Annotated in this window: 19 protein-coding genes; 10 read left to right on the top strand and 9 right to left on the bottom strand. The window is 70.1% G+C overall.

Annotation, left to right across the window (positions count from 1 at the left end):
* Positions 1-226 precede the first annotated feature (226 nt).
* The 4 genes from CU044_RS07615 (at position 227) to CU044_RS07630 (ending at position 3,227) form a co-directional block, all read left to right on the top strand.
* Positions 227-865: a sigma factor-like helix-turn-helix DNA-binding protein gene (locus tag CU044_RS07615; RefSeq protein ID WP_240045409.1), complete on the top strand. Its 639-nt coding sequence runs from the start codon at positions 227-229 to the stop codon at positions 863-865.
* A gap of 3 nt (positions 866-868) precedes the next feature.
* On the top strand, positions 869-1,591 hold the full coding sequence (locus CU044_RS07620; RefSeq protein ID WP_129767671.1) for a hypothetical protein: 723 nt from the start codon (positions 869-871) through the stop codon (positions 1,589-1,591).
* A gap of 188 nt (positions 1,592-1,779) precedes the next feature.
* A complete protein-coding gene (locus tag CU044_RS07625; RefSeq protein WP_129767672.1) occupies positions 1,780-2,007 on the top strand; it encodes a hypothetical protein in 228 nt (75 codons plus the stop codon).
* Between the two features lie 26 nt (positions 2,008-2,033).
* Complete coding sequence (locus CU044_RS07630; protein WP_129767673.1) at positions 2,034-3,227, top strand: MFS transporter; 1,194 nt, start codon at positions 2,034-2,036, stop codon at positions 3,225-3,227.
* A 41-nt stretch (positions 3,228-3,268) separates the two neighbouring features.
* Here the strand turns inward: CU044_RS07630 and CU044_RS07635 are convergent, their stop codons facing one another.
* The 4 genes from CU044_RS07635 to CU044_RS07650 all read right to left on the bottom strand — a co-directional run bounded on the left by CU044_RS07635 (position 3,269) and on the right by CU044_RS07650 (position 10,920).
* A complete protein-coding gene (locus CU044_RS07635) occupies positions 3,269-4,372 on the bottom strand; it encodes a glutathione S-transferase C-terminal domain-containing protein (protein ID WP_129767674.1) in 1,104 nt (367 codons plus the stop codon).
* Entirely contained in the window at positions 4,369-5,883 is a 1,515-nt protein-coding gene (locus CU044_RS07640; RefSeq protein ID WP_129767675.1) for an MFS transporter, read from the bottom strand. The genes CU044_RS07635 and CU044_RS07640 overlap by 4 nt, the downstream gene beginning before the upstream one ends.
* Before the next feature lie 160 nt (positions 5,884-6,043).
* On the bottom strand, positions 6,044-7,600 hold the full coding sequence (locus CU044_RS07645) for a M4 family metallopeptidase (protein WP_129767769.1): 1,557 nt from the start codon (positions 7,598-7,600) through the stop codon (positions 6,044-6,046).
* A gap of 416 nt (positions 7,601-8,016) precedes the next feature.
* Positions 8,017-10,920, bottom strand: coding sequence for a glycoside hydrolase family 48 protein (locus CU044_RS07650; protein ID WP_240045410.1), 2,904 nt, complete (start codon positions 10,918-10,920; stop codon positions 8,017-8,019).
* Positions 10,921-11,293: 373 nt separating this feature from the next.
* On the opposite strand from CU044_RS07650, the gene CU044_RS07655 reads away from it, so the two are divergent.
* From CU044_RS07655 to ligA, 5 genes are all read left to right on the top strand, one after another.
* Positions 11,294-12,787 carry a cellulase family glycosylhydrolase gene (locus CU044_RS07655; RefSeq protein ID WP_129767677.1) on the top strand — a complete coding sequence of 498 codons (1,494 nt, stop codon included), beginning with the start codon at positions 11,294-11,296 and terminating at the stop codon, positions 12,785-12,787.
* A complete protein-coding gene (locus tag CU044_RS07660) occupies positions 12,784-14,526 on the top strand; it encodes a glycoside hydrolase family 6 protein (protein WP_129767678.1) in 1,743 nt (580 codons plus the stop codon). The genes CU044_RS07655 and CU044_RS07660 overlap by 4 nt, the downstream gene beginning before the upstream one ends.
* A 191-nt stretch (positions 14,527-14,717) precedes the next feature.
* Positions 14,718-15,623, top strand: coding sequence for a zinc metalloprotease HtpX (htpX, locus tag CU044_RS07665; protein ID WP_129767679.1), 906 nt, complete (start codon positions 14,718-14,720; stop codon positions 15,621-15,623).
* A 116-nt stretch (positions 15,624-15,739) separates the two neighbouring features.
* Positions 15,740-16,324 (top strand): hypothetical protein, encoded by a 585-nt coding sequence (locus tag CU044_RS07670; RefSeq protein WP_129767680.1) that lies wholly within the window; start codon positions 15,740-15,742, stop codon positions 16,322-16,324.
* Positions 16,325-16,378: 54 nt separating this feature from the next.
* On the top strand, positions 16,379-18,496 hold the full coding sequence (ligA, locus tag CU044_RS07675; protein ID WP_129767681.1) for an NAD-dependent DNA ligase LigA: 2,118 nt from the start codon (positions 16,379-16,381) through the stop codon (positions 18,494-18,496).
* A gap of 15 nt (positions 18,497-18,511) precedes the next feature.
* Here ligA and CU044_RS07680 read toward each other — a convergent pair whose 3' ends face one another.
* Positions 18,512-19,375 carry an SMP-30/gluconolactonase/LRE family protein gene (locus CU044_RS07680; RefSeq protein WP_129767682.1) on the bottom strand — a complete coding sequence of 288 codons (864 nt, stop codon included), beginning with the start codon at positions 19,373-19,375 and terminating at the stop codon, positions 18,512-18,514.
* 132 nt (positions 19,376-19,507) lie between these two features.
* Positions 19,508-20,398: a GNAT family N-acetyltransferase gene (locus tag CU044_RS07685; RefSeq protein WP_240045411.1), complete on the bottom strand. Its 891-nt coding sequence runs from the start codon at positions 20,396-20,398 to the stop codon at positions 19,508-19,510.
* A gap of 107 nt (positions 20,399-20,505) precedes the next feature.
* On the opposite strand from CU044_RS07685, the gene CU044_RS07690 reads away from it, so the two are divergent.
* Positions 20,506-21,321, top strand: coding sequence for a phosphotransferase (locus CU044_RS07690; protein ID WP_129767683.1), 816 nt, complete (start codon positions 20,506-20,508; stop codon positions 21,319-21,321).
* A gap of 102 nt (positions 21,322-21,423) precedes the next feature.
* On the opposite strand, the gene CU044_RS07695 is transcribed toward CU044_RS07690, so the two are convergent.
* The 3 genes from CU044_RS07695 to aspA form a co-directional block, all read right to left on the bottom strand.
* Positions 21,424-22,296 (bottom strand): serine protease, encoded by an 873-nt coding sequence (locus CU044_RS07695; protein WP_129767684.1) that lies wholly within the window; start codon positions 22,294-22,296, stop codon positions 21,424-21,426.
* Positions 22,297-22,473: 177 nt separating this feature from the next.
* The gene (locus tag CU044_RS07700) at positions 22,474-22,731 is read right to left on the bottom strand and encodes a hypothetical protein (RefSeq protein WP_129767685.1); all 258 of its coding nucleotides are present in this window, start codon (positions 22,729-22,731) and stop codon (positions 22,474-22,476) included.
* A 116-nt stretch (positions 22,732-22,847) separates the two neighbouring features.
* The gene (gene aspA / locus CU044_RS07705; RefSeq protein WP_129767686.1) at positions 22,848-24,284 is read right to left on the bottom strand and encodes an aspartate ammonia-lyase; all 1,437 of its coding nucleotides are present in this window, start codon (positions 24,282-24,284) and stop codon (positions 22,848-22,850) included.
* Between the last annotated feature and the right edge of the window lie 16 nt (positions 24,285-24,300).

Here is a 24,300-nt window from a genome sequence, read left to right on the forward strand (position 1 = left end):
CAACTCTCCCCACGGGCAGGCCAGATGGAGACGGCTCCGGTGCACGGCGCGACGGAATGATCCGGAAACACCGCCCACCTTTCGGCCCAGTAATCATATGATGGCTGTCCGTGAGGAAACGCCGGGAGCGTCCCGCACATCGAGGGCGCTCGTCCGGTTGGCTGACAGATGAGAGAGGCACACCTCTCGCACCGACGCCCTCCGCCGTGGAGCGGCGCGGTGTCCAGTGAACGGGGCACGCGTGCAGGTCGATCCGGAACGTCCGGTGGTCCGCGTCTCCCAGGGCGCCCAGGATCTGGACGACCACGGCCCTCCGGTCTCCCCCGACGGGACGGTCCACCGGCTGGCGCTGACCTTCGACGCGTTCGACGCGCGCCACCACACCCTGTGGCTGCGCTACGCCCATACCCAGGTGGGCGGTCGGGACGCCGCCGAGACAGTGGTCGACGCCACCTGCGCCCGGCTCCTGGAGCACTGGCCGCATGTGCTGACGCAGGAATCGGTGGCGCGGTACGCGTGGGCGCTCCTCAAGGAGGAGGTGGCGTGGTGGCTGGACGACCACGACATGGAACCGGCGCTGGTCGACACCGCCGCCTTCCACGCGGCGGTCCGCAAGCTCCTCGACCACGAGAAGCGTGATCAATTCGACGTGCTGCAACGGGAGATCGGGCTCTACAGGGCCATCTCCCGGCTTCCCGAGCGGCAGTACGACGTGGTCGTGCTGCGCTACGCCCTCCAGATCCCGGACGAGGAGGTCGCCGAGTACATGGGCATCGAAGTCGCCACCGTACGGTCCCATGTACGGCACGCCCGCAGACGCCTGGCCAGGGACCTCGACGTACGAGCGCCCGAGAGGGAGGAGTAGGCCGTGCGCCACGCCCGCGAACCCGACCCCGGACCCATCGACGCGCTGCTGGAGGACGCGGAAGTCCTCGGCGACACCTATGACGACTACGACACCGCGGCGGCGCGGAGCCGGGCCGGGGCGCGGCGGACGGTGCGGGCGGCGGCGTGCCGTACGGACCCGGGTGCGGCACCGCTTCGTTACCCGTCGGCCCACGAACAGGCCGCCCATGACCTGAGCCTCGCCGTCGCCCTCGTCCTGAACGCGCCCGAGGCGGCGGCCAGTCTGGGCCGGCTGGTGGACCATGACCGTATCGATCCCGAGGGCGCCGTCGTCTTCGCCGCGCTCCTGCATCTGACCGGGCACCGTGACGCGGCCCAATTCTGGTGGCAGTTCGCCGCCGGAGGCGGCAATCGCACCGCGGCCTTCTGCCTCTTCCTCGCCCATCAGCAGCGGGCCGAGTTCAAGGACGCGGCGTACTGGCGCCGTCAGTCCCGGCATCTGCCCGGGTCGGGGCGGCCCGTGGCACCGCCCGCGCTCTCCTCGCTGCTCCCCGAGACGGTCCGGCACGATCTGCTCAGCCAGTGCCACCACGGCCGTCACCCCACGCTGCCGGCCGCGCTGGAGGCCGTGATCAACCGGCTCCGGGTCGACAGCGCGGACGAGGACTTCGGCGAGGTCCCCCAGCCCGCCCCCTCCCTGACCGACGACCTCACCAGGGGCACCGGCGGCCGTCCAATCGACTAGGTGTGCTGTCCGGACACGTGGGTGACGCGGAGGCCGGGTGACACGGCGCGTGACCTCGTATGCCGGTCCCGGATGGCACAAAAGTCCGACAGGGGCATTTGATGTACCCAAGCGTGCGCCCCTCTGGCGCACGGTGGCCCTTCACGGTGAGAGAGCCGCCCGTGGAGTCCGGTAGAGGGAGCAGTGCCATGCCTCTTGATCCCACGCCCTCCGGCGACGCGCCGATACGGACCCTGCTCCGGACAGCGGCGACCGCCCGGCCCCTGGACGAGGTCGCCGCGCTGGTGAGCCTGTTGAAGCGGACCGGAGAGGTCCCGAACCCGGGGGACGAGGCGCTGCGCGCCGCCGCCGTCACCCGTCCTCTCGATGAGGTACGGCAACTGGTCGCCCTGCTGAACGAGCCCCGACGCTCGTAGGACGGGGCTCGTAGGACGGGGCTGGTATGACGGATCGCGTGCACGGAGGCCGCCGCCTCGGCTATCCGGTGGCCGCCGCGGTGTTCGCCATCGGTATGGCCGGTACGACGCTGCCCACCCCGCTCTACGGGCTCTACCGCCAACAGCTCGGCTTCTCCGAGCTGATGGTGACGGTCGTGTTCGCCGTCTACGCCCTCGGGGTGATCGCCGTACTGCTGCTGGCCGGCGACCTCTCCGACCAGGTGGGCCGGCGGCCGGTGCTGCTCGTCGCGCTGGCGCTGGCCGCCGGGAGCGCCTTCTGCTTCCTGTTCGAGGGCGGGCTTCCGCTGCTGTTCGCGGGCCGGCTGCTGTCGGGCTTCTCCGCCGGGCTGCTCAGCGGCGCGGCCACCGTCACCGTGCTGGAGCTGGCCCCGCCCGAGGAGAAAGCGCGGGCGGGGCTCGCCGCCACCGCCGCGAACATGGGCGGCCTGGGCTGCGGCCCGCTGCTCTCCGGGCTGCTCGCGCAGTACGCGCCGTGGCCGCTGCGGCTGCCCTTCATCGTCCATCTCGGGCTGCTGGCCGTGGCATGCGTACTCACCTGGTTTCTGCCGGAGACCGTCGCGCATCCGACGCGGCGGCCCCGGCTGAGGCCCCAGGGGCTGGTGGTACCGCCCCAGGTGCGTGGGGTGTTCGCGCCGTCGGCGCTCGCCGCGTTCGCGGGCTTCGCCCTGCTGGGTCTGTTCACCGCGGTGGCGCCGTCCTTCGTGTCCCAGACCCTGAACGTCGAGAACCTGGCCGTCTCGGGATCGGTCGTCTTCTCCCTCTTCCTCGCCTCCACCATCGGCCAGTCACTGATGGGGCGTCTGGGGGTACGCCGGGCGCTGCCGGGCGGTTGTCTGGTGCTGGTGGCCGGTCTGGTGCTGGTGGGGACGTCGCTGGCGGTGGAGTCGCTGGCGCTGCTCGTCACGGGCGCGGTCCTGGGCGGTCTGGGCCAGGGGCTGGCCTTCCGTGCGGCGATGACCGCCGTCAGCGGCGCGGCGCCGCCCGCGAACCGGGGCGGCACGGTCTCCGCCCTGTTCGTCGTCGCCTACGCGGGAATCTCGCTGCCCGTCGTCGGTGTCGGCGCGCTGACGCTCGGGCTGGGGCTGAAGGGCGCCGGGCTGACGTTCACGGCATGCGTGGTGGTGCTGGTGGCGCTCGTCGGGCTGTATCTGCTGCGCCGGCCCCTGCCGGAGGGCTGACGAGGGCCGGCGGAGAGCCGAAGGAGGCCGGGAACGGCTTCTCAGGGGCGTCCCGCCGGCGGAACCTCCTCGTTCCTCGGCACCGGACCCGGTGGTGTTCCGTCCCCGAACGGCCGTCCGCCCAGCTCCTCCCGGTGGTGTGCGGTCAGCCAGCCGGACAGATCGGGGCCGAGGGGCACGATGCCGGTCGGGTTGATACCGGTGTGCACCTGGTAGTAGTGCCGCTTGATGTGGTCGAAGTCCACCGTGTCGCCGAACCCCGGGGTCTGGTACAGGTCCCTCGCATAGGCCCACAGCACCGGGTCCTCGGTGAGCTTGGACCGGTTGCATTTGAAGTGTCCGTGGTAGACGGCGTCGAAGCGCACCAGGGTGGTGAACAGCCGGATGTCCGCCTCGGTGAGGGTGTCCCCCACCAGATAGCGGCGGTCCGCCAGGCGCCGCGACACCTGGTCGAGACGGCGGAACAACGCGCGGTAGGCGTCCTCGTAGGCGCTCTGCCCGTTCGCGAACCCGGCGCGGTACACCCCGTTGTTGATATCCCGGTAGATCCCCTCCATGACGTCGTCGATCTCGTCGCGCAGCGGCTCCGGACAGAGATCGGGCGCGCCGGGCCGGTGCAGCGCCGTCCATTCGGTGGCGAGGTCCAGGGTGATCCGCTGGAAGTCGTTGGTCACGAGTTTCCCGCTCGGTACGTCCACGATCGCGGGCACGCTGACCCCGCCGGGATAGTCCGTCTCCCGCGCGTCGTACGCCTCGCCGAGGAAGCGGATGCCGAGGACGGGGTCCCGGCCGTCCGGGGCCAGGGTGAAGCGCCAGCCGCGGTCGTCCTGGATCGGGTCGGCGATGGCGAGGGAGATCGCGTCCTCCAGGCCGAGGAGCCGACGCGAGATCAGGGCGCGGCTCGCCCAGGGGCAGGCGCGGCTGACCACGAGCCGGTAGCGGCCGGACTCGACGGGCCAGCCGTCCCGGCCGTCGGCCGTGATCCGGTCGGCGAAATGGCTCCTCGACCGTTTGAAGGGCTTCCTTCCGTACTCCGCGTTGCGCTCCGTGTTCTCGGTGCGCTCCGTGCTCTGCGTGCTCTCTGGGCTCTCTGGGCTCTCTCGGCTCTCTGGGCTCTCTGGGCTCTCTGAGGGAGTGCGGTTCATCGCTGGTCTCCTTTCGGCGGTGGGGACGCCCGGTGGGTGAAGGGCCGCGTCGGTCCCGTACCCCGCTTTCTGTCCCGGTGCGCCGTGGCCACGTCAGCGCTGGCGACCAGCAGTGCCGCGACCACGAACGCCAGCGAGACGATCAGCCCGTGGTCGAACGCCTTCGCCCAGCCGTCCGGTTCCACCTGGGCGAAGAAGACCGATCCCACGGCGGCGATACCGATCGCGGAGCCCACCCGCTGACCGGTCTGGAGCGTGCCTCCGGCGCTGCCTGCCATGGGCACCGGGACCTCGGAGAGCGTCAGGGTCTGGTTCGGTGTGATGACGAGCCCGCTGCCGAGGCCCGCCACCAGCAGCGGCACCGCCATCGCCCAGCCCGCGCTGTGTCCCGGCACCAGGTGTACGGCGAACGCGGTGGCCGCCAGACCGGCCGTCACCATGATCAGTCCGACCACGACCAGCGGCCTCCCGAAGCGGTTGACCAGCCGTCCTCCGATGCCCGCCGCCACGGCGGAGCCCACCGCGAAGGGGGTGATGGCCAGTCCGGCCTCCAGGGCGGAGTAGTGCAGTCCGCTCTGGAGATAGAGGGTGCTGATGAAGAAGATCGTGGTGAACCCGGCGAAGTACAGCAGGATCAGCAGACATCCCAGCCAGTAGGAACGGACGCGGAAGAGCCGCAGGTCCAGCACCGGCTGGGTGCCGCCGGGCCGGCACCGGGACTCCCATTTCACGAAGCCCGTCAGCAGCGCGGCGGCGACGATCAGCAGCAGCCACTTCTCGCCGCCGTGCCACTGCTGCGACTGGACGAAGGGGAGCAGCAGTGCCAGCACGCCCGTGCCGAGCAGCAGTACCCCGAGGGGGTCGAGATCGCGTGGCCGTACGGGGGCCGCCGACGGGGTGTCCGGCAGCAGCCGCCGGGCCAGCAGCAGACAGATGACGCCCAGTGGCAGATTGACGTAGAAGACCCAGCGCCACCCGTCCCGCGCACCCGCCAATTGGATGATCAGACCGCCCAGCAGCGGTCCCACGGCCGTCGAGATGCCGACCACCATTCCGAACATGCCGAAGGCGCGGCCCCGCTCACGGCCGGTGAACATCTGCTGGATCAGTGCGGAGATCTGGGGGGTGACGATGCCTCCGGCGAAGCCCTGCACCAGCCGGGCGATCACCAGCCAGAGACTGGACTGGGCGGCTCCGCAGGCCGCCGAGGCCAGGGTGAAGAGCGTGAGCCCGATCATGAAGACCGGGCGCCGGCCCCGGGCGTCGCCGAGCCGCCCGGCGGGGATCAGGAAGAGACCGAAGGCGAGCGCGTAGCCGGACAGCACCCATTGGAGGTCGGAGACCGGGGTGCGCAGCCCTTCGCGGATCAACGGCAGGGCCACATTGACGATGGAGACGTCCAGGAGCGTCATGAAGCCCGCGACCAGACATACGGCCAGGGCCTTCCAGCGCCGGGGGTCCGGCGCCGCGGCGGCGTCCTGCCCGCTCCCCCGCCCTGTATCTCCGGCCATGAATCGCACCCTAGTTCGCGGGTCCCGATCCCTCACCCGGAGCGCGCCGACCGGTGGACAGGGCGGCGCGGACGGGGTACGGGCCCGCGCGTGGAGCGCGCGGGCCCGTACCCCGTCGAGTCGGTCGCTTTCCCTCAAACCCCGTGCCGGACCGCGGGGGTCACTTCACGTTGATGGCGGTCCAGGCGGCGCCGACCGCCTTGTACTCGGCGCTGGTCGTGCCGTACAGGGCGCCCGCCGCGCTCAGCGTCGCGGTGCGCGCCTTCGCGTAGTTGGTGGAGGACGTCATGTACGTGGTCAGCGCCTTGTACCAGATCTGCGTGGCCTTGTCGCGGCCGATGCCGGTGACAGTGGAGCCGTCGTACGTGGGGCTGTTGTAGCTCACGCCGTTGACCGTCTTCGCGCCGCTGCCCTCGGACAGCAGGTAGAAGAAGTGGTTGGCCGGGCCCGAGGAGTAGTGGACGTCGATGTTGCCCAGGGTGGACGACCAGTAGTCCTTCGAGGCGCCGTCCTTGCTCGGCTTGTCCTGGTAGCGCAGCGGCGTGCCGTCGCCGTTGATGTTGATCTTCTCGCCGATGAGGTAGTCGCCCGGGTCGCTCGCGGTGTTCGAGTAGAACTCGACCGCGGTGGCGAAGATGTCGGAGGTCGCCTCGTTGAGACCGCCGGACTCACCGCTGTAGGTGAGGTTGGCGGTGGCGGCGGTGACGCCGTGGCTCATCTCGTGCGCGGCCACGTCCAGCGAGGTCAGCGGGTTGGCGTTGCCCGAGCCGTCGCCGTAGGTCATGCAGAAGCAGCTGTCGCTCCAGAACGCGTTCACGTAGTTGTTGCCGTAGTGGACGCGGGAGTAGGAGCCGACCCCGTTGTTCTTGATGCCGTTGCGGCCCAGCACGTTCTTGAAGAAGTCCCAGGTCTCGGCCGCGCCGTAGTGCGCGTCGACGGCGGCGGTCTGCCGGCCGCCGGCCCAGACGTCGTCGGCGTCGGTGAAGAGCGTGCCGGTGCCCGAGGTGCCCTGGTTCAGGTCGTACGTCTTGTGGCTGCCGCGAGCGCCGTCGGTGAGGTTGTACGTGGTGCCGCTCTTGGTGGTGCCGAGCGTCACCGAGCCGTTGTACTTGCCGGTGCCGGTGCCGGCCTCGATGGCCTCGTCGGTGAAGAGCTGCTTGCCGGTGGCCGCGTCGGTGACGACGTGCAGCTCGCTCGGAGTGCCGTCGGGCTGGACGCCCTTGACGACGGTCTCCCAGGCCAGCACGGGCTTGCCGGTCGCGGCCCAGATCACCTTGCGGGGCGCGGTGTCCGCCGCGGCCTTGGCGGTCTTCTCCGCCGAAGCGGCCTTCAGCGCGCTCGACTTCGCGGTGGCCGCGGGGAGTTCGGCGGCGGTGGAGGGCACGGCTATTCGGGCCGTGGTCGCCTTGGTCACGCTGCGCGCGCCGGCCGGGGCCTCGTGGACGACGAGGTCGCCGCCGAGGACGGGCAGGCCCGCGTAGGTCCGCTCGTAACGGGTGTGGACGGTTCCGTCGGCGTCCTTGATGACGTCCCGGACGACGAGCTTCTCCTGGGCGCCGAGGCCGAGGGCACCGGCCTCGCTCGCGGCGTCCGCCTGGGCGGACTTGATGGCGTCGACGCGCTGGGCCGGGCTGAGCTCCAGAGCTGTGGCGCCGCTCTCCCGGGTGGGGTCGGGCTGGGCGGCGGCCGGCCCCGACTGGACGCCGACGACCACCATGGCGGCGGAGGCGACCAGGGCGGCGACACGGACGACGTTCTTGCGGGAGGTGTGCGTGCGGGGGGTGGAAGCTACGAGTCTCACTCAGTCTCCAAGAGTGCCGGGCCGTCGGTAACGGCCCTGTGTGGGGAAGCGGCGGCCATGGGTGGACCGTCGCCCGATGGTGCTGAGCTGTGCGCGTGCCGTGAACAGGCTCACCGCGTGATGCACCCGCGCTGAGCCGTCCAGAGAGTGACATCGATCGGACTCGTAGGAACAGATCAGATACCAGGATTTGACCTTGTGTTGTCAATTCAGTGCGGCATACAGACATCAATCGGTCGCATGGACGGTGGAGTTGACAGCGGGAGGGCCCCGCGCCGGGGAGGCGCGGGACCCTCCGTGAGCAATCGGTCATACGCCATGAAAAGCCGCCGCTATTCGAAGAGATCGGCGTACGAGCCGAGGGCCAGCGCGATGTCGGCCTGCGCCCAGAAGCGGTGGTACGTGAAGGTCGGCGCGGCCCCGCCGTTCAGATACGCCTCGACCTTCGACCAGGCCGGGTCGTCCTCGTAGAAGGACCGGATCGACGCGAAGGTGGAACTCCCGTTGATCACGTCGCCGTTGGGCATGGTGCCGGTCCAGCCGCTCGGCACGTAGACCGGGTCGTCGAAGCGGCTGTAGTCGGCGCGGGTCTCCGGGACCGCGATCCCCAGCGCGTCCCGGTGGTGGTCCCACATCCCGTCGAGGAGTGCCTTCGCGGTGGTCCTGGCCGCCGCGTTGCCGGACTTCGCGGCGTAGTAGGAGAGGGTCTTGGCGTACGCGGCGGCCACCCCGACGTCATTGGTGTAGTCGGCGACGGTCACACGCAGACCGGTGTTGGCGCCGGGCGTGGTGGCGTTCCAGGTGTCGGGCTTGCCGGACCACTGGAGGGTCGACGGGATCCGGTACGTACCGTCGGGGTTGACGGTGGTCTTGGACAGGGCCCAGGAGACCCACTTGTCCAGCACGGCCTTGGCGGCGCTGTCGCCGGTCTGGTGGTAGTACTCCGCGACCCGCTCCATGGACCAGGCCTGGAAGCCGAACCACTGGTTGGACGGCGGGTCGTGGTAGACGGGCGCCTCGTCGTAGTACATGCCGTAGAAGGTCGGGGTGCCGGCCGGAGGCTGCGCGTACCGGCCCTGCCAGCTGTTGGTGGCGCCGCCCGCGATGCCGCCCTCGGCGGACTGGAGCCAGCGGTAGAACTCCACCTGCCGTTTGAGGCTGGTGTTCCAGTCCTGCTGTCCGGTGGCGGAGGCGGGCTTGAGATCGGCGTACGAACTCAGCGCCCAGGCGGCCATCGGGTTCTGGTACCCGCTGTGGCTGAAACTGGAGCCGATACGCCAGGCCCAGCCGGCCGAGGCATCGGTGGCACCGCCCCAGGCGTAGTACCAGGAGAGCAGGTAGTGCGAGCTGTTCTTGCCGCTGCCCGCCGGGCAGGCCGTCTCGCCCACACAGCCGCCGACCTTCTTGAAGTACTTGTCGTACATCGCGTAGCGGAGGTAGTCCCCCATCTTGGCCGCCTTGGCGACATTGGCCGCGACCTCGCCGCCTTTGCCCTGCTCCTTGGCCCACTCCGATGCCCAGTAGGCGGCCTGGATGGCGCGGGCGTCGGCGTCCGGCGCGTTGGTGAACTTCCACTGCTTCGCGTAGGAGGCGTCCCCGGTGAACAGGTCCAGATAGCCGTTCCTGCCGCCGTACTTGAAGGCGTCGCAGGTCGGCTGGGTCACGGTCTCCCAGACGGACTCCTGCGGGCCGCGCTGGAAGGTGTTGATGTACGAGGGGCCCTGATCGGCCGGTCCCGCCTCGCACTTCCCCGGCGAGTTGCCGAAGCCGTAGACGTTGTCGACGTCCTGGATCCAGTGCATGCCATAGATGTCATCGGTGCCGTAGGCGCTCTTCAGCTCCCCGGCCAGGGGGTCGTTGCCGACCGCGACATTGCCGTTGAGCTGCGAGGGGTACTGCGAGGGCAGATCCCACTCGGGGGCGTAGGTGGCCGGTTTCGACGCGTTGTAGAAGCTGTTCGTGGGCTGGTCGGCGTGGGTGGGGATCATGTACTTCTCCATGGTGGCCCACGCGCCGTTGAACTTGCTCCAGTCGCCGGTGACCTTGCCGTACATGGCCTGGAGCCAGATCAGATAGCTGTACGCCTCGGAGGTCGTCTCGTGGCCCTGGTCGGGCGCCTCGACGATCAGGGTCTCCACCGAGTGGTACGGGATGCCCTCGGGCGAGAAGTAGCCGGCGGCCGGGTCGGTGATCTTGCCGTACAGATCGAGGAACCGCGCGTTGTAGGTGCCGGCCGCGGCCAGCTGGGTGACGGTCACCTCGGCCTTGGTCTGGCCGGGCGCGGTCGCGGTGAAGGTGGCGGCGCCGGTGCCGGTGGCCGCTGCGGAGACGGTCACCTGCTGGGCGGTGTTCCAGTTGGCGCCGGTGAAGGTGAGGGTGGAGCCGGAGGTGAGGGTGAGGCCGGTGTTGCCCGCGGTACGGGCCACGGTGACCGTCACATCGGCGGCGGGCCGGGTGGAGAGCTTCACCCCGAAGGTGCCGGTCCCGCCCTGCTGTACGCCGAGTTGGGCGGGGCTCGCGACCAGGGACGGGCCCGTGGCGACCCGTACGCCGACCGGGGTGGACTCCGCCGCGGCGCCCTGGCCGTCGTATGCCTTCGCGTAGAGCGAGAGATCGCCGGCGGGGACGTCCGCGTAGTCGAAGGTGTACGGGGAGGAGGTGTCCGTGCCGAGCAGCCGGGTGTCGCTGTAGAACTCGACCTTGGAGATCCCGGCGCCGTCGGCGGCGACGGCGGTGGCGGCCATCGGGATGGTGCCGCCCGCGGTGAACACCGCGCCGGGCGCCGGACTGGTCAGCACGGTGAGGGGCGGCTGATGCGCGCCCGTGCAGCGCACGCCGTTGACGGTGAAGACGGTGGGCGCGGTGTTGGTGCCGCTGTAGGTGAAGTTGGCGCCGGCGGTCGCCGCAGCTCCTGGGGCGATCCGCGCGTTGTGCGCGGCGTTCGTGACGGTGACGGTCCTGCCGGACTGGCTCCAGCCGCCGTTCCAGCCGTTGGTGAGCTTCTGGTCCCCGGAGTGGTCGTAGCCGAGCGTCCAGCCGTCGATGGGGTCCGTACCGCGATTGGTGATCGTGAGGTCGGCAGTGAAGCCTGTGCCCCAGTCATTGGTCTTGTAGTCGACACCGCACTGGACGGCCGCGGCGTGCGCGGGGGTGCCGTTGACCGCGGTGAGGCCGAGCGGCAGGGAGAGGGCGGCGGCCAGCGCGGTGAGCAGGCGCCGGACTCCGCGCTGCCGCACCCCGCGCGGTCGCGTTTCAGACGGCCGGCTTTCACCCGGCCGGACGTCACGCGGTGTGCCGGATCTTCCGGGTGGCGGTGGTGCCCCTGGCGGTGAACCTCGTAAGCCGGGCATGGGGTGGTCCTCCTCGCGGTCCGGTGCGGGTGGTGTGGGGGTGCGAACCAGTGGGAGCGCTCCCAAGCGTTGAGCGGGACCGTGGACCTGTCAAGAGTTTGAACGCGACGCATGTCCGGGCGAGTTGTCAGATAAAAGAATTCAACTGGGCTGTTGACTCAGGCGACTTCGGCGCTACCGTCGGAAGCCAACCAGTGGGAGCGCTTCCATCAGTCATACGCCGCGTCAGGCGGCGTATCGGCCATCGAGGAGTCGCTCCATGCGAGCACCACCACGCCTCACCGCACTGCTGGCCGCCGCGGCCCTGGCCGTGGCGGGCACCGCTCTCGTCCCGCAGCCGACCGCGTCGGGAACCGCGGCCGGCTGCACCGTCGCCTACAGCACCACCGGTCAGTGGGACAGTGGCTTCCAGGGCGCTGTCACGCTCACCAACAACGGGTCACCCGTCGAGAACTGGACACTCACCTTCGACTTCCCCGGAAGCCAGAAGGTGACCCAGGGCTGGAACGGGAAGTGGTCGCAGTCCGGGAGGACCGTGACCGCCGTCAACGAGAGCTGGAACGGGAAGATCGCCACCGGCGGCTCGCTCAGCGCCGGGTTCATCGCCTCCTGGTCCGGGTCCAACCCGGCGCCCACCGCGTTCAGGCTCAACGGCGTGGCGTGCGACGGCGGTCCGGGACCGGGAGACCCCTCCGATCCACCGACCGACCCGCCGACCGATCCGCCGGGACCGGGCGGCACTCCACCGAAGCTGCGCGCCTCGGGCAACAAACTGGTCGACGAGAACGGCACGACCCGCCGCATGCTCGGCGTGAACCGCTCCGGCGGCGAGTTCGCGTGTATCCAGGGCTACGGCATCTTCGACGGTCCGGTGGACGACGCGTCGGTGCGGGCCATCGCCGACTGGAAGGTCAACACCGTACGGATACCGCTCAACGAGGAGTGCTGGCTCGGCCTCGCGCATGTGAAGCCGGAGTACGCCGGCGCGAACTACATCGCCGCGGTCAGGCAGTTCGTGACCAGGCTGGAGGCACACGGCATCACTCCGGTCGTCGAACTGCACTGGACCCACGGCAGGTACACGGGCAACGACAACCACTGCCCGGACACCGAGTACGCGACCTGCCAGAAGCCGATGCCGAACGCGCGGTACACACCGGCCTTCTGGACCTCGGTCGCACAGGCCTTCAAGGACGACCCGGCGGTGGTCTTCGACCTCTTCAACGAGCCGTTCCCGGACCGGGCCACCAGTGATATCAACGCGGCCTGGACCTGCTGGCGCGATGGCGGCACCTGCCCGGGGATCGATTTCGAAGTGGCCGGGATGCAGTCGCTGGTGAACGCGGTACGGGCCACCGGCGCCCGGAACCTGGTGCTGATCCCCGGCATCGCCTACTCCAACGACATGCGGCAGTGGCTGAAGTACCGGCCCGCCGACCCGGCGGGCAATCTGGCCGCCGCCTGGCACACGTACAACTTCAACGTCTGCGCGAGCGAGAGCTGCTGGAACGAACAGCTCGCGCCGGTGGCCGCCGAAGTGCCCTTCGTGGCGGGCGAGATCGGCGAGAACACCTGCTCGCACGGCTATATCGACCGGGTCATGGCCTGGCTCGACAGCCATGGCGCCTCGTATCTCGGGTGGACCTGGAACACCTGGGACTGCTCCTCGGGACCCGCTCTGATCAGCGACTACAACGGCACGCCCACCAGTTTCGGCGTAGGACTCCGTGACCATCTGAAGGGACTCTCATGAGCCGCACCCCCACCCCTCCGCGACGTGCACGAGGCGCGGCGCTCGCCGCGTTCGCGCTGGTCGCCGCCGCCGCCGGCACCGCGACCGCGCTGGACGCGCCCGCCGGTGCCGCCGCGGCCGGCTGCACCGTCGACTACCGGATCCAGACCGCCTGGAACGGCGGCTTCTCGGCCAATGTCAACGTGACCAACACCGGCGACGCGATCAGTTCCTGGAAACTGGAGTGGAGCTTCGCCGGTGACCAGAAGGTGACGCAGGGCTGGAACTCCACCATCACCCAGAGCGGTACGGCCGTCTTAGCCGCCAATGTGGCGTGGAACGGCGCGCTGGCGAGCGGCGCCTCGGCGTCCTTCGGCTTCAACGCCTCGGCCACCGGGTCCAACGCGGTTCCGGCCGTCTTCAAACTCAACGGTGTCACCTGCAACTCCCCCGGTGGCGGCGGTCCGACGGATCCGCCGACCGACCCGCCGACCGACCCGCCCGCCGGTGCCAAGGTCGACAACCCGTACGCGAACGCCGGGGTGTACGTGAACCCGGAGTGGGCCGCGAAAGCCGCGGCCGAACCCGGCGGCAGCAGGGTCTCCAACCAGCCGACCGGTGTGTGGCTGGACCGGATCGCGGCCATCGAGGGTGTCGGCGCCGGCATGGGGCTGCGCGACCACCTCGACGAGGCGCTGCGGCAGGCCGCGGGCAGGCCGTTCGTCGTCCAGCTCGTGATCTACAACCTGCCGGGCCGTGACTGCGCAGCGCTCGCCTCCAACGGAGAGCTGGGCCCGACGGAGATCGGCCGCTATCAGAGCGAGTACATCGATCCGATCGCCGCCATACTCGCCGACAGCAAGTACGCCGGCCTGCGGATCGTGACGACCGTCGAGATCGACTCGCTGCCCAATCTGGTCACCAATGTCACGCCGCGGCCGACCGTCACCCCGCAGTGTGACGCGATGAAGGCGAACGGCAACTACATCAAGGGCGTCGGTTACGCGCTCAACCACCTCGGCGCCATCCCCAACGTCTACAACTATGTCGACGCGGGCCACCACGGCTGGATCGGCTGGGACGACAACTTCAACGCCTCGGCGCAGGTCTTCAAGCAGGCCGCGACCGCCGAGGGCAGCACGGTCGACAAGGTGCACGGCTTCATCGTCAACACCGCCAACTACGGCGCGCTCAAGGAGAACAACTTCACCATCAACGACAGCGTGGCCGGCAAGTCGGTCCGCGAGTCGAAGTGGGTGGACTGGAACCGCTACGTCGATGAGCAGTCGTTCGCCCAGGCGTTCCGGCAGGAGCTGGTGGGCGTCGGCTTCCCGTCGGGCATCGGGATGCTGATCGACACCTCACGCAACGGCTGGGGCGGCTCGGCGCGGCCCGGCGGTCCCGGCCCGCAGACCAGCGTGGACACCTATGTGGACGGCGGGCGCTACGACCGCCGGATCCATCTGGGCAACTGGTGCAACCAGTCCGGTGCCGGACTGGGCGAACGGCCGAAGGCGGCGCCCGCCGCCGGGATCGACGCGTACGTGTGGATGAAGCCCCCGGGCGAGTCGGACGGCGCGAGCAAGGAGATCCCGAACAACCAGGGCAAGGGCTTCGACCGGATGTGCGACCCGACGTACACCGGCAATCCCCGGAACAACAACAACATGTCCGGTGCGCTGCCGAACGCGCCGCTGTCCGGTGACTGGTTCTCCGCGCAGTTCCAGGAGCTGCTGAAGAACGCGAACCCGGCGCTGTAGCGCGTGTCGCCGGCGCCGCCGCCATAGGCGCGGCAGCCGCTCCGAGCGGCCGTGGCCGACAGCGGGGGCCAGGTGTGGGACCGGCGGGAGCCCTACGGGGCACCGGTCCCACACCGTCCATATAGTCCCCTTATACCGTTTCGCCAGGAAAGGAGGAAAATAACAGGAGAAAGAACTAATGGAGGCGAGCGATGACACAGACCCGCTACACCCAGGACCGCGGTCTGACCACCCGCATGGTGACCACCATGTTCCTGATCGGCCTGCTGTACGTGGTCCTGGTCGGTGTGCTGCTGGCCGTGCTGGGGAAGTTCTGGCCGGTCATCCTGATCCTCGTCGGAGGGCTGTTCATCGCGCAGTTCTGGTTCAGCGACAAGATCGCGGCCTTCGGCATGGGCGCGCGCGAGGTCACCCCCGAGCAGGCGCCCGAGCTGCACGGAGCCGTCGACCGGATCTGCGCGCTGGCCGATATGCCGAAACCCAAGGTGGCGATCGCGCGGAGTGACATACCGAACGCCTTCGCCACGGGCCGGAGCGAACGCAGCGCACTGGTCTGTGCCACGACCGGCCTGCTCCGCAGGCTGGAGCCGGAGGAGCTGGAGGGTGTCCTCGCCCATGAGATGTCGCATGTCGCGCACCGCGATGTGGCCGTGATGACCATCGCCTCGTTCCTGGGCGTGCTCGCGGGCCTGATCACCCGGATCGCGCTCTACAGCGGGCTGTCCAGGAGCGCCAGGAACGCCGGCCCCGCAGGGATCGCGATCTTGCTGATTCCGCTGGTCAGCGCGGTGGTGTACGCGATCGGCTTCCTGCTGACCCGGCTGCTGTCCCGCTACCGCGAGCTCTCCGCCGACCGTACGGCCGCGCTGCTCACCGGCCGGCCCTCGGCGCTCGCCTCCGCGCTGACCAAGGTGAGCGGCCAGATGGCCCGGATCCCCACGGAGGACCTGCGGAAGGCGGAGCCGTACAACGCGTTCTACTTCGTGCCCGCGTTCTCCTCGAAGGAGAGCCTGGGGCGGCTGCTCGCCTCGCACCCGACGCTCGAGCAGCGGCTGGACCAGCTCGCCCGTATCTCCGCCGAACTCGCCCGCCCGTAAGCGCGGCCGTAAGCCTGGCCGTAAGGCGTGACGGTGAGCGCGGCCGTCGCCGTTGTGCCGCTTGTGCCGCATGTCTCTGTCGACACCGTCCCCCGTCGCTGTGAGGAGCTGGTCCTGTGGGCCTTCTCGACGCCATCCTCGGCCGGAGCAAACCGGTCCGCCCCGATCTCGACCAGCTCTTCGCCCTCCCGTCCGCCGCGCTCACCCTCCAGGCCGGGGCCGGATACACCCCCACCGGCCTGGGGTCTGTCTGTTTCGCGGGCGTCGAGGGCGGTGGTTTCGCCAGGATCCGGCAGGACGTGCGCGAACTGCTCGACGCGGACACCGGCCAGGACAGCCGGCCGGTGGAGTTCAGCCAGGACTCGTACGGCTACACCTGGCTGCTCGCGCGACGGGCGCCGGACGACACGGCCACCCTGGTGAACGATCTGCACGCGGTGAACACCCTGCTGGAAGAGGGCGGATTCGGCCCTCAGCTGCTCTGCTCACTGCTCGGTTTCCGGGATACCGAGCACCGGCCCCTCGCGCTCGTCTATCTCTACAAGCGCGGCAGCTTCTACCCCTTCGCGCCGCTGCCCGGCACCGCCGAGAAACGCGACAATCAGCGGGAACTCCAGGTCAGAGCGGTGCTCGGGGACGATCTGCGGATCGAGCCCGATCTCGCGCGCTGGTTCCCCGTCTGGGGTGCGCCGGGGCTCTGACCGGACCCGTCGCCGGGGCTGCGACCGGACCCGTTGTCAGTGGTGGACGGCAGGATGAAGGACATGACGACGACTTCCACCCCAGTCTTCGACGCCGCCGCGTACGCGCAGGCGGTCGACCACGCGGCCAAGGCCGCCGCCGCGTACTACGCGAGCGGCGAGAGCTCCCTGGACGACGACGCGTACGACCGGCTGGTGCGCGGAATCGCGGCGTACGAGCAGGCGCATCCCGATGAGGTGCTGGCGCATTCGCCGACCGGGAAGGTCGCGGGCGGCGCCGCGGGCGGCGACGTTCCGCACACGGCACCGATGCTGTCGCTGGACAATGTCTTCTCGGCCGAGCAGTTCACGGCGTGGGCCGCGTCGCTGGAGCGCCGTCTCGGCAGACCGGTGGAAGCCTGGAGCGTCGAGCCGAAGCTCGACGGTCTGGCGGTGGCCGCGCGGTACGAGAACGGCGAGCTGGCGCGGTTGATCACCCGGGGCGACGGCACCGCGGGCGAGGACGTCTCGCATGCCATCGGGACGGTCACGGGCCTGCCGGGGCGGCTCTCCGAGCCGGTCACCCTGGAGGTGCGCGGAGAGGTGCTGATGACGAGCGAGCAGTTCGAGCGGGCGAACACGGTCCGTACGGCGCACGGCGCGACCCCCTTCGCCAACCCCCGCAGCGGTGCGGCCGGGACCCTGCGGGCCAAGGACCGTCCGTACCAGGTGGAGACGGCGTTCTTCTGCTACGGGGCGCTGCCGCTGTCCGCCACCCCCGGCCCGCGGAGCGAGGACCTCACGCGGTGGCCGCACAGCGAGGTGCTGGAGTACGTGGCCGGTCTGGGCGTCACCACCGCGGCGGGCACGGCGGTGCCGCCGCGCGCGGTGGCCACGGTGGACGAGGTACGGGCCGGGGTCGCCGAGATCGCCGCGCTGCGGGCCGAGCTGCCGTTCGGGATAGACGGCATCGTCATCAAGGCCGATCTGGCGGAGGACCAGCGCGAGGCGGGCTCGGGCTCACGGGCCCCGCGCTGGGCGATCGCGTACAAGCTGGCGGCGGTCGAGAAGATCACCCGGCTGCTGGACGTGGAGTGGAACGTCGGCCGGACGGGGATCGTCGCGCCCCGGGCCGTGCTGGAGCCGGTGGAGATCGACGGCTCCACCGTCACGTACGCCACGCTGCACAATCCGGCGGACATCACCCGTCGCGATCTGCGGCTCGGTGACCAGGTGATGGTCTACAAGGCCGGGGACATCATTCCGCGTATCGAGGCACCCGTCGCCCATCTGCGGACCGGCGAGGAGCGTCCGATCGTCTTTCCGGAGAGCTGCCCGCAGTGCGGATCGGAGATCGACACCGGCGAGCAGCGCTGGCGGTGCGTCCGGGGCCGCGACTGCCATGTGGTCGCGTCCCTCGCGTACGCGGTCGGGCGCGACCAGCTCGATATCGAGGGCCTGGGCGCCACGCGTGTCGTCCAGCTCGTCGACGCCGGTCTGGTGCGGGACTTCGCCGATCTGTTCTCGCTGCGGCGCGAACAGCTCCTCGCTCTGGAGCGGATGGGCGAGACCAGCACCGACAATCTGCTCGCGGCCATCGAGGGGGCGAAGCGGCAGCCGCTGGCCCGGGTGCTGGCCGCGCTCGGGGTCCGGGGCACCGGCCGCTCCATGTCCCGTCGGATCGCCCGGCACTTCGCCACCATGGACCGCGTCAGATCGGCCGGCGCCGAGGAGATCCAGCGGGTCGACGGCATCGGTACGGAGAAGGCCCCGGTGATCGTCGCGGAACTCACCGAGCTGGCTCCGCTGATCGACAAGCTCGTCGCCGCGGGCGTCAACATGACCGAACCGGGCGCCACCGAACCGCCCTTGGCGTCGTCGGAGGAGGACGGCGCAGGGCCCGAGCGGACGGGCGGCGACGCCCCTTCCGGCGGCGGTCCGCTGGACTCCATGACCGTCGTGGTGACCGGCGCCATGACCGGGCCGCTGGCGAAGCTCTCCCGCAACGAGATGAACGAACTGATAGAGCGGGCCGGTGGCACGTCCTCGTCCGGCGTCTCCAAGCGCACCACGCTCCTGGTCGCCGGCGAGAAGGCCGGCTCCAAGCGGACCAAGGCGGAGGCGCTGGGGATACGTATCGCCACGCCCGAGGAGTTCGCCGAGCTGGTGGCCGGTCTGCTCGAAGACGCCTGACGGCCGCCCGCCCCGCTATCCGGCGTACGGCAGCGGGGCGAGTCCGGCGATCCCCGGGTCGACGGTGAACACGGCGCCGGCAGCCGGGTCGTCGCCGTCCACGAGGCCCTGCCGCGAGGTGGTGATGAACAGCCGGCGATAGTCGTCACCGCCGAACGAACAGGCGCTGACCTGGCGCGCGTTGACCTCGACCACCTCGTCCAGGGTGCCGTCGGCGGCGTAGCGGCGGACGGCGGAGCCGCCCCACAGCGCGACCCACACTCCCCCTTCGGCGTCCACGGTCAGGCCGTCGGGGGAGCCGTCGCCCGGGTCGACGGCGACCCAGGGCTCGGGGGTGGAGAACTGTCCGGTCGACGGATCGGTCGTGATCCGGGCGATCGTCTGCGTGGGGGTGTCGACGTAATAGGCGAAGCCACCGTCCGGGGCCCACGCGAGGCCGTTGGAGATGGTGACTCCGGTGTGGACGAGAGAGGTGGCGCCGTCGGGGGTGAGGCGGTGGACGGAACCGGCACCGGGGCGGGCGTCGTACGCCATGGAACCGCAGTAGAAGTTTCCGGCGGGATCGCAGGCACCGTCGTTCATCCGGACCGTGGGGTCGGTCCACAGCTCGTCGCCGGCGGTGACCGTGCCGTCCTCGGCCACCAGGACGAAGCCCCGCTCGACGGCCGCGACCACACCGCCGGAGCTCCGGGGCCGCCAGGCCGCCGCGACCTCGCCGAGGTGCCACCGTTCGTACGCACCGCCGCCTTCGGCTTCGGTGTCGAAGGTGAGCAGGTCGCCGGCCAGCAGGTCGACGATCCTCAGCCGACCGGCGCCCGGGTCCCAGCCGGGGCCCTCGCCGTGATGGGTGACGATCCCGGTCCACTGCTCGGCTCGCATGGCGGCCCCTCTCGTCTCAGCCTTCCGGAGGCCCGGGGCGCCCCGGGCGGCTCCGCTCACGCTCGCACGCATGCTACGGGCGTGTCCGCGGCGTACCGGCGTCCGCCCTCCTGGGACGGCAGCGGTGGCTGGTCAGAGGAAATGCCCGCTGGCGAGATAAGGCGCCGGGACGGGCATCCCGCGGACGGCGATATAGCCTTCCTGCCCGATGTCGAGACGGGCGGCCAGGCCGACATCGATCGCCCACTCGTTCGGTGTGGTGATGCAGTTGACCAGGGTTTCGCCCCGCGACGAGGCCAGGGCTTCCCACAGCAGCTTCTGTGCGGTCTCCGGGTGCGCGGCGGCCAGAAGCGAGGCCTGCCCGCGGTCGTCGAGGTAGACGTATCCCGGCTTCGTCATGTCCCGGGACACGACCAGCCGCATGGTGCCGAGCATGTAGCCGTGGTCGGGGCCGTGGCCCGCCATACGCAGGTTCCGGTCCAGCCGGTCCATCCACTCGAAGTCGTCGGCCCGGCCCTCCCGCAGGCCGTCCACCGGGGGAAGGGTGGACCGGTCAACGGCGCCGACCATCCGCATCTGCGGGTGGAGGGAGAACCCCGCCAGCCTGTACCGGCGGGTGGCTCCCGCGTGGACGCTGGAGGAGAAGATGCCGGGGCGCCCGTCGGCATGGCCGAGGGCGGCATCCATCAGGCGCTTCCCGATGCCCAGGGCCTGATGGCCCGGCAGTACGCCGTAGGTCGCCAGGAACCACAGAGGGCCGCGGTTCTGGGACATGGCGAATCCGACGACCTCGCCGGCTCCGGTGTCCTCCTTCACCGCGACCCAGCACCCTCCCGGGTCGACGCTCAAGAAGAAGCGCATCCGGTCGATCCACTGCTTCGAGGCGACCGCCGAGCGCGGCTCGACTTCCGGATCGCTGACCCGCCTGGTGCTCCGCTCCGCGTCGAGGAACGTCAACGCCGATGCCCGTTCCGCCGAGGCGAGATCGTCCGCACGCATCAGCCTGACCTGTACAGAGTCCATGGTTTCAGCGTAGTGATCAGTGAGTCAGGGCCGCATCCGGTTATCCCGTGTCCGTGGGGCGGTGGGCTCTGCGGCTCTTACGACCGACTCGCTGAGACCCTTGTGTCATGACAGCTGAGAACGAGGCGGCGGACAGCGGAGCTCTGGTCGGCGGCATGGTGAACGCGGGCGCGGTCTTCCGCCGCGGTGCCCTGGTGGAACGGCCGGCGCCGCGCACCGCGCGCGCCCTTCACACCCACCTCCTCGCGCTCAAGGAGCACGGCTTCGACGCGGCTCCGACCCCGGTCCGTCTCACCGAGGACGGCCGCGAGCAGCTGACCTTCATCCCCGGCGACGTCGCCCTGCCGCCGTTTCCGCGCTGGGTGACGACGGAGACCGCGCTGAGATCGGTGGGCAGCCTGCTGCGGCGCCTGCACGACGCCTGCACGGCCATCGGGGTCGACGCATGCGCGGAGTGGCCCCGGGACCTGGCCGACCCGGAGGGAGGAACGATGCTGTGCCACAACGACGTTTGCCCGGACAATGTCGTCTTTCGCGACGGCCGTGCCGCGGCCCTGATCGATTTCGACCTGGCGGCCCCCGGCCGGCCCCTGTGGGATGTCGCCATGACCGCCCGCTACTGGGTGCCCATGCTCGACCCCGCGTCCGCGGCGGCCCTCTATCCCGCCGGGCTGGACGCCCCGGCGCGGCTGCGGATCCTCGCCGACAGCTACGGCCTCTCCCCGCGAGAGCGCGCTGAACTGCCCGGCGTCATCGAGCAGGCCACCACATCCTGCCGGGCCTTCGTCGCCGACCGTGTGGCCGAAGGCGACCCGGTCTACGTGCAGGCGCTGTCCGAGCGCGGTGGTTGGCAACGGTGGGACCGCATGCAGAGCTGGCTGGTGGCCCACCACGAGACGTTCGTGACCGCCCTGCTGGACTGACGCGGTGGCCTGGCTCTCGCGTACCGCTGATCCGCGTCCGCTGCCACCGGAAGCGCCGCCGGTCTCCCGGCGGCGCCACGCCGTGTGTGCGGTGTCCGGTTGCTACGGCTTGGGCAGGGTGCAGCCCGGACGAGTCAGGTCGATCTTGCTGCCGGTGCCGACGCACGCGACGATCCCGTAGGTCTCCTGGGCATAGTTGATGCCCTGACGCACGGTCACCGTGCCGTTCTGGTCGACCTCGCACGGGTTGTTGACCGTGCAGCGGCCGCCGCTCTCATTGCCGGTGTTGTTGACGGCGACGACCTTGCCCGTGGTGTTGTCGATGACGGGCGAGCCCGAGGTGCCGCCGATCGTGTTGCACGCGGAGGTGTAGCGGACCGAGTCCTTCCAGGTCCAGCTCCCTTCCTTCAGCTGGTAGGCGAAACCATCGATGTTGCAGCTGTAGATCCGCTTCCAGTAGCCGGAGACGACCTTGATCGCGGTGCCCTGGACCGGGCGGGTGGCGTTGAGTTCCAGCGCCGAGATCCCGTAGGAGCTCTGTATCTGCGCGTAGGTGCTGGTGAGTTGGTACAGCGACATATCGGTGTCGGTCATCGTCGCGTACGCGATCTTGCTGGCGCGCAGGGTCGCGACACCGGTGCCCGCGGAGTTCAGCAGGCTGAAGGTACGGGTGGACGCGCGGTCCACGATGACCTGGCCGGCGGCGGGCATACCGCTCTCCAGGCAGTGGCCGTTGGACAGCACGAGTGCGGGGTCGCTCGGTTGCGAAGCGGGCGTACGGACAACGGAGCCGGAACAGTTGCTGAGTGCGACCGTTCCGGCGAAGTCGACTGCCTGGACCTTGGCTTGGGCGGTTGCCGTGGTCCCGGCGGCCTTCGTGGGCGCGCCCGCGTCATGGCTTGTGGCCATGGCGGGTGCCGCTCCCGCTCCGAGGAGCAGAACGGCGAGCAGCGCGCCGAGGAGAGGCTTTCTCATGTGGGGTCCCCTCTGTGACCGAAGTTCCTTCGGTTTTGTCATGGGCATTGTTGACGCATGCGTGGCAGCGGGCAACCATGCCTGGACGAGGCTCTCGCGGACCCCTGGGATTCCGGCCCCTGACATGACGGTGGGGGCGGCGCCGACCGGCACCGCCCCCACCCACCGTCATTCCCTTCAGTTGATCAGATCGTTCCCGGCCTTCACCGCGTCGGCCCCGGCCTTCACCGCGCTCTTCACGGCGCCCACCTTCTTGTCGACCTTGTTCCCGAGGACGCCTTCCACAACGGGCTCGGCCTTGGTGCCCACGGCCGCCGCGGTCTGCGCCGTGCTGCTCAGGGTCGACCCGAATTCGACCGCCTGGGCGGCGGGGGCGACGGCGGCGAGCAGCGCGGAGCCTGCCGCCGCGGCGGTGAGAAATCGATACGCGTTCATGATCGGTGTAACGCGTGGAGGCGTTAGAGGACACGCGCCCCTCCACCGGCGGGGGCACGCCAAGGCCGGGGCGTGGGTACGGCCGGGGCGTGGTGGGGCGTGGACGCGGCTCCCCGTCAGGCCGCCCCCGCCTCCGTACCCGTACGCGTACCCGTACCCGTCCCCGCGAGCACCTCGGGGCGCAGCAGGTCCATCAGCCGGTCGGCCGGCAACAGCCCGCGTTCCAGGACCAGTTCGGCGACGCCGCGCCCGGAGGCGAGGGCCTCCTTGGCGATCTCGGTCGCGGCGAGGTAGCCGATATGCGGGTTGAGCGCGGTGACGAGCCCGATGGAGTTCTCCACACTCGCGCGCAGGGTCTCGGTATTGGCGGTGATACCGGACACGCAGCGCTCCGCGAGCGTGACGCAGGCGGCCCGCAGATGGGTGATGCTCTCCGAGAGGGAGTGCAGGATGATCGGTTCGAAGGCGTTGAGCTGGAGCTGCCCCGCCTCCGCCGCCATGGTGATGGTGACGTCGTTGCCGATCACCTCGAAGGCCACCTGGTTGACCACCTCGGGGATCACCGGGTTGACCTTGCCCGGCATGATGCTGGAACCCGCCTGCACCGGCGGCAGATTGATCTCCGCGAAGCCCGCCCGCGGTCCCGAGGAGAGCAGCCGCAGATCGTTGCAGCTCTTGGAGAGCTTGACAGCGATGCGCTTGAGCACACCGGAGAGATGGACGAAGGCGCCGCAGTCCTGGGTGGCCTCGACGAGGTTGGCCGCGGTGACCAGGGGCAGCCCGGTGATGGCGGCGAGATGGCGGCGGGCGGCCTCCGCGTAACCCGCTGGGGCGTTGAGCCCGGTGCCGATGGCGGTCGCGCCGAGGTTGATCTCATGGACGAGGCAGACGGCCTCGGCGAGCCTGCATTCGTCCTCCTCCAGCATCACCGCGTACGCGGAGAACTCCTGGCCGAGGGTCATCGGCACCGCGTCCTGGAGCTGGGTCCGGCCCATCTTGAGGATCTCGCGGAACTCCTCGGCCTTGGCCGCGAACGCCTCGCGCAGGATCGTCATCGCGTCGAGCAGTTCCCGTACCGCGAGGATCGTGGCGACATTGACGGCGGTCGGATAGACGTCGTTCGTCGACTGGCTGAGGTTGACGTCCTCGTTCGGGTGCAGCTCGTGGTGGTCGCCCTTGGTGTGGCCGAGGATCTCCAGTGCCCGGTTGGCGATGACCTCGTTGGCGTTCATGTTGGTCGACGTACCGGCGCCGCCCTGGATCACGTCCACGACGAACTGGTCGTGCAGCAGGCCCTCGTTCCTGATCTCCCGGCAGGCGGCGGCGATGGCGTCGGCCTTCTCGGCGGTGAGCAGCCCGAGGTCCTGGTTGGCGCGGGCCGCGGCTTCCTTGACGGCGGCGAGCGCGTTGATCAGATGGGGGTAGGCGGCGATCGGCGTACCGGTGATGGGGAAGTTCTCCGAGGCGCGCAGGGTGTGCACTCCCCAGTACGCGTCGGCGGGTATGTCGCGGTCGCCCAGCAGATCGTGTTCGCGGCGGTGGCCGGCAGTCATATCGCGGGTCCTTCGT

This window comes from Streptomyces sp. L-9-10 (genome assembly GCF_004151105.1).
Lineage (GTDB): Bacteria > Actinomycetota > Actinomycetes > Streptomycetales > Streptomycetaceae > Streptomyces.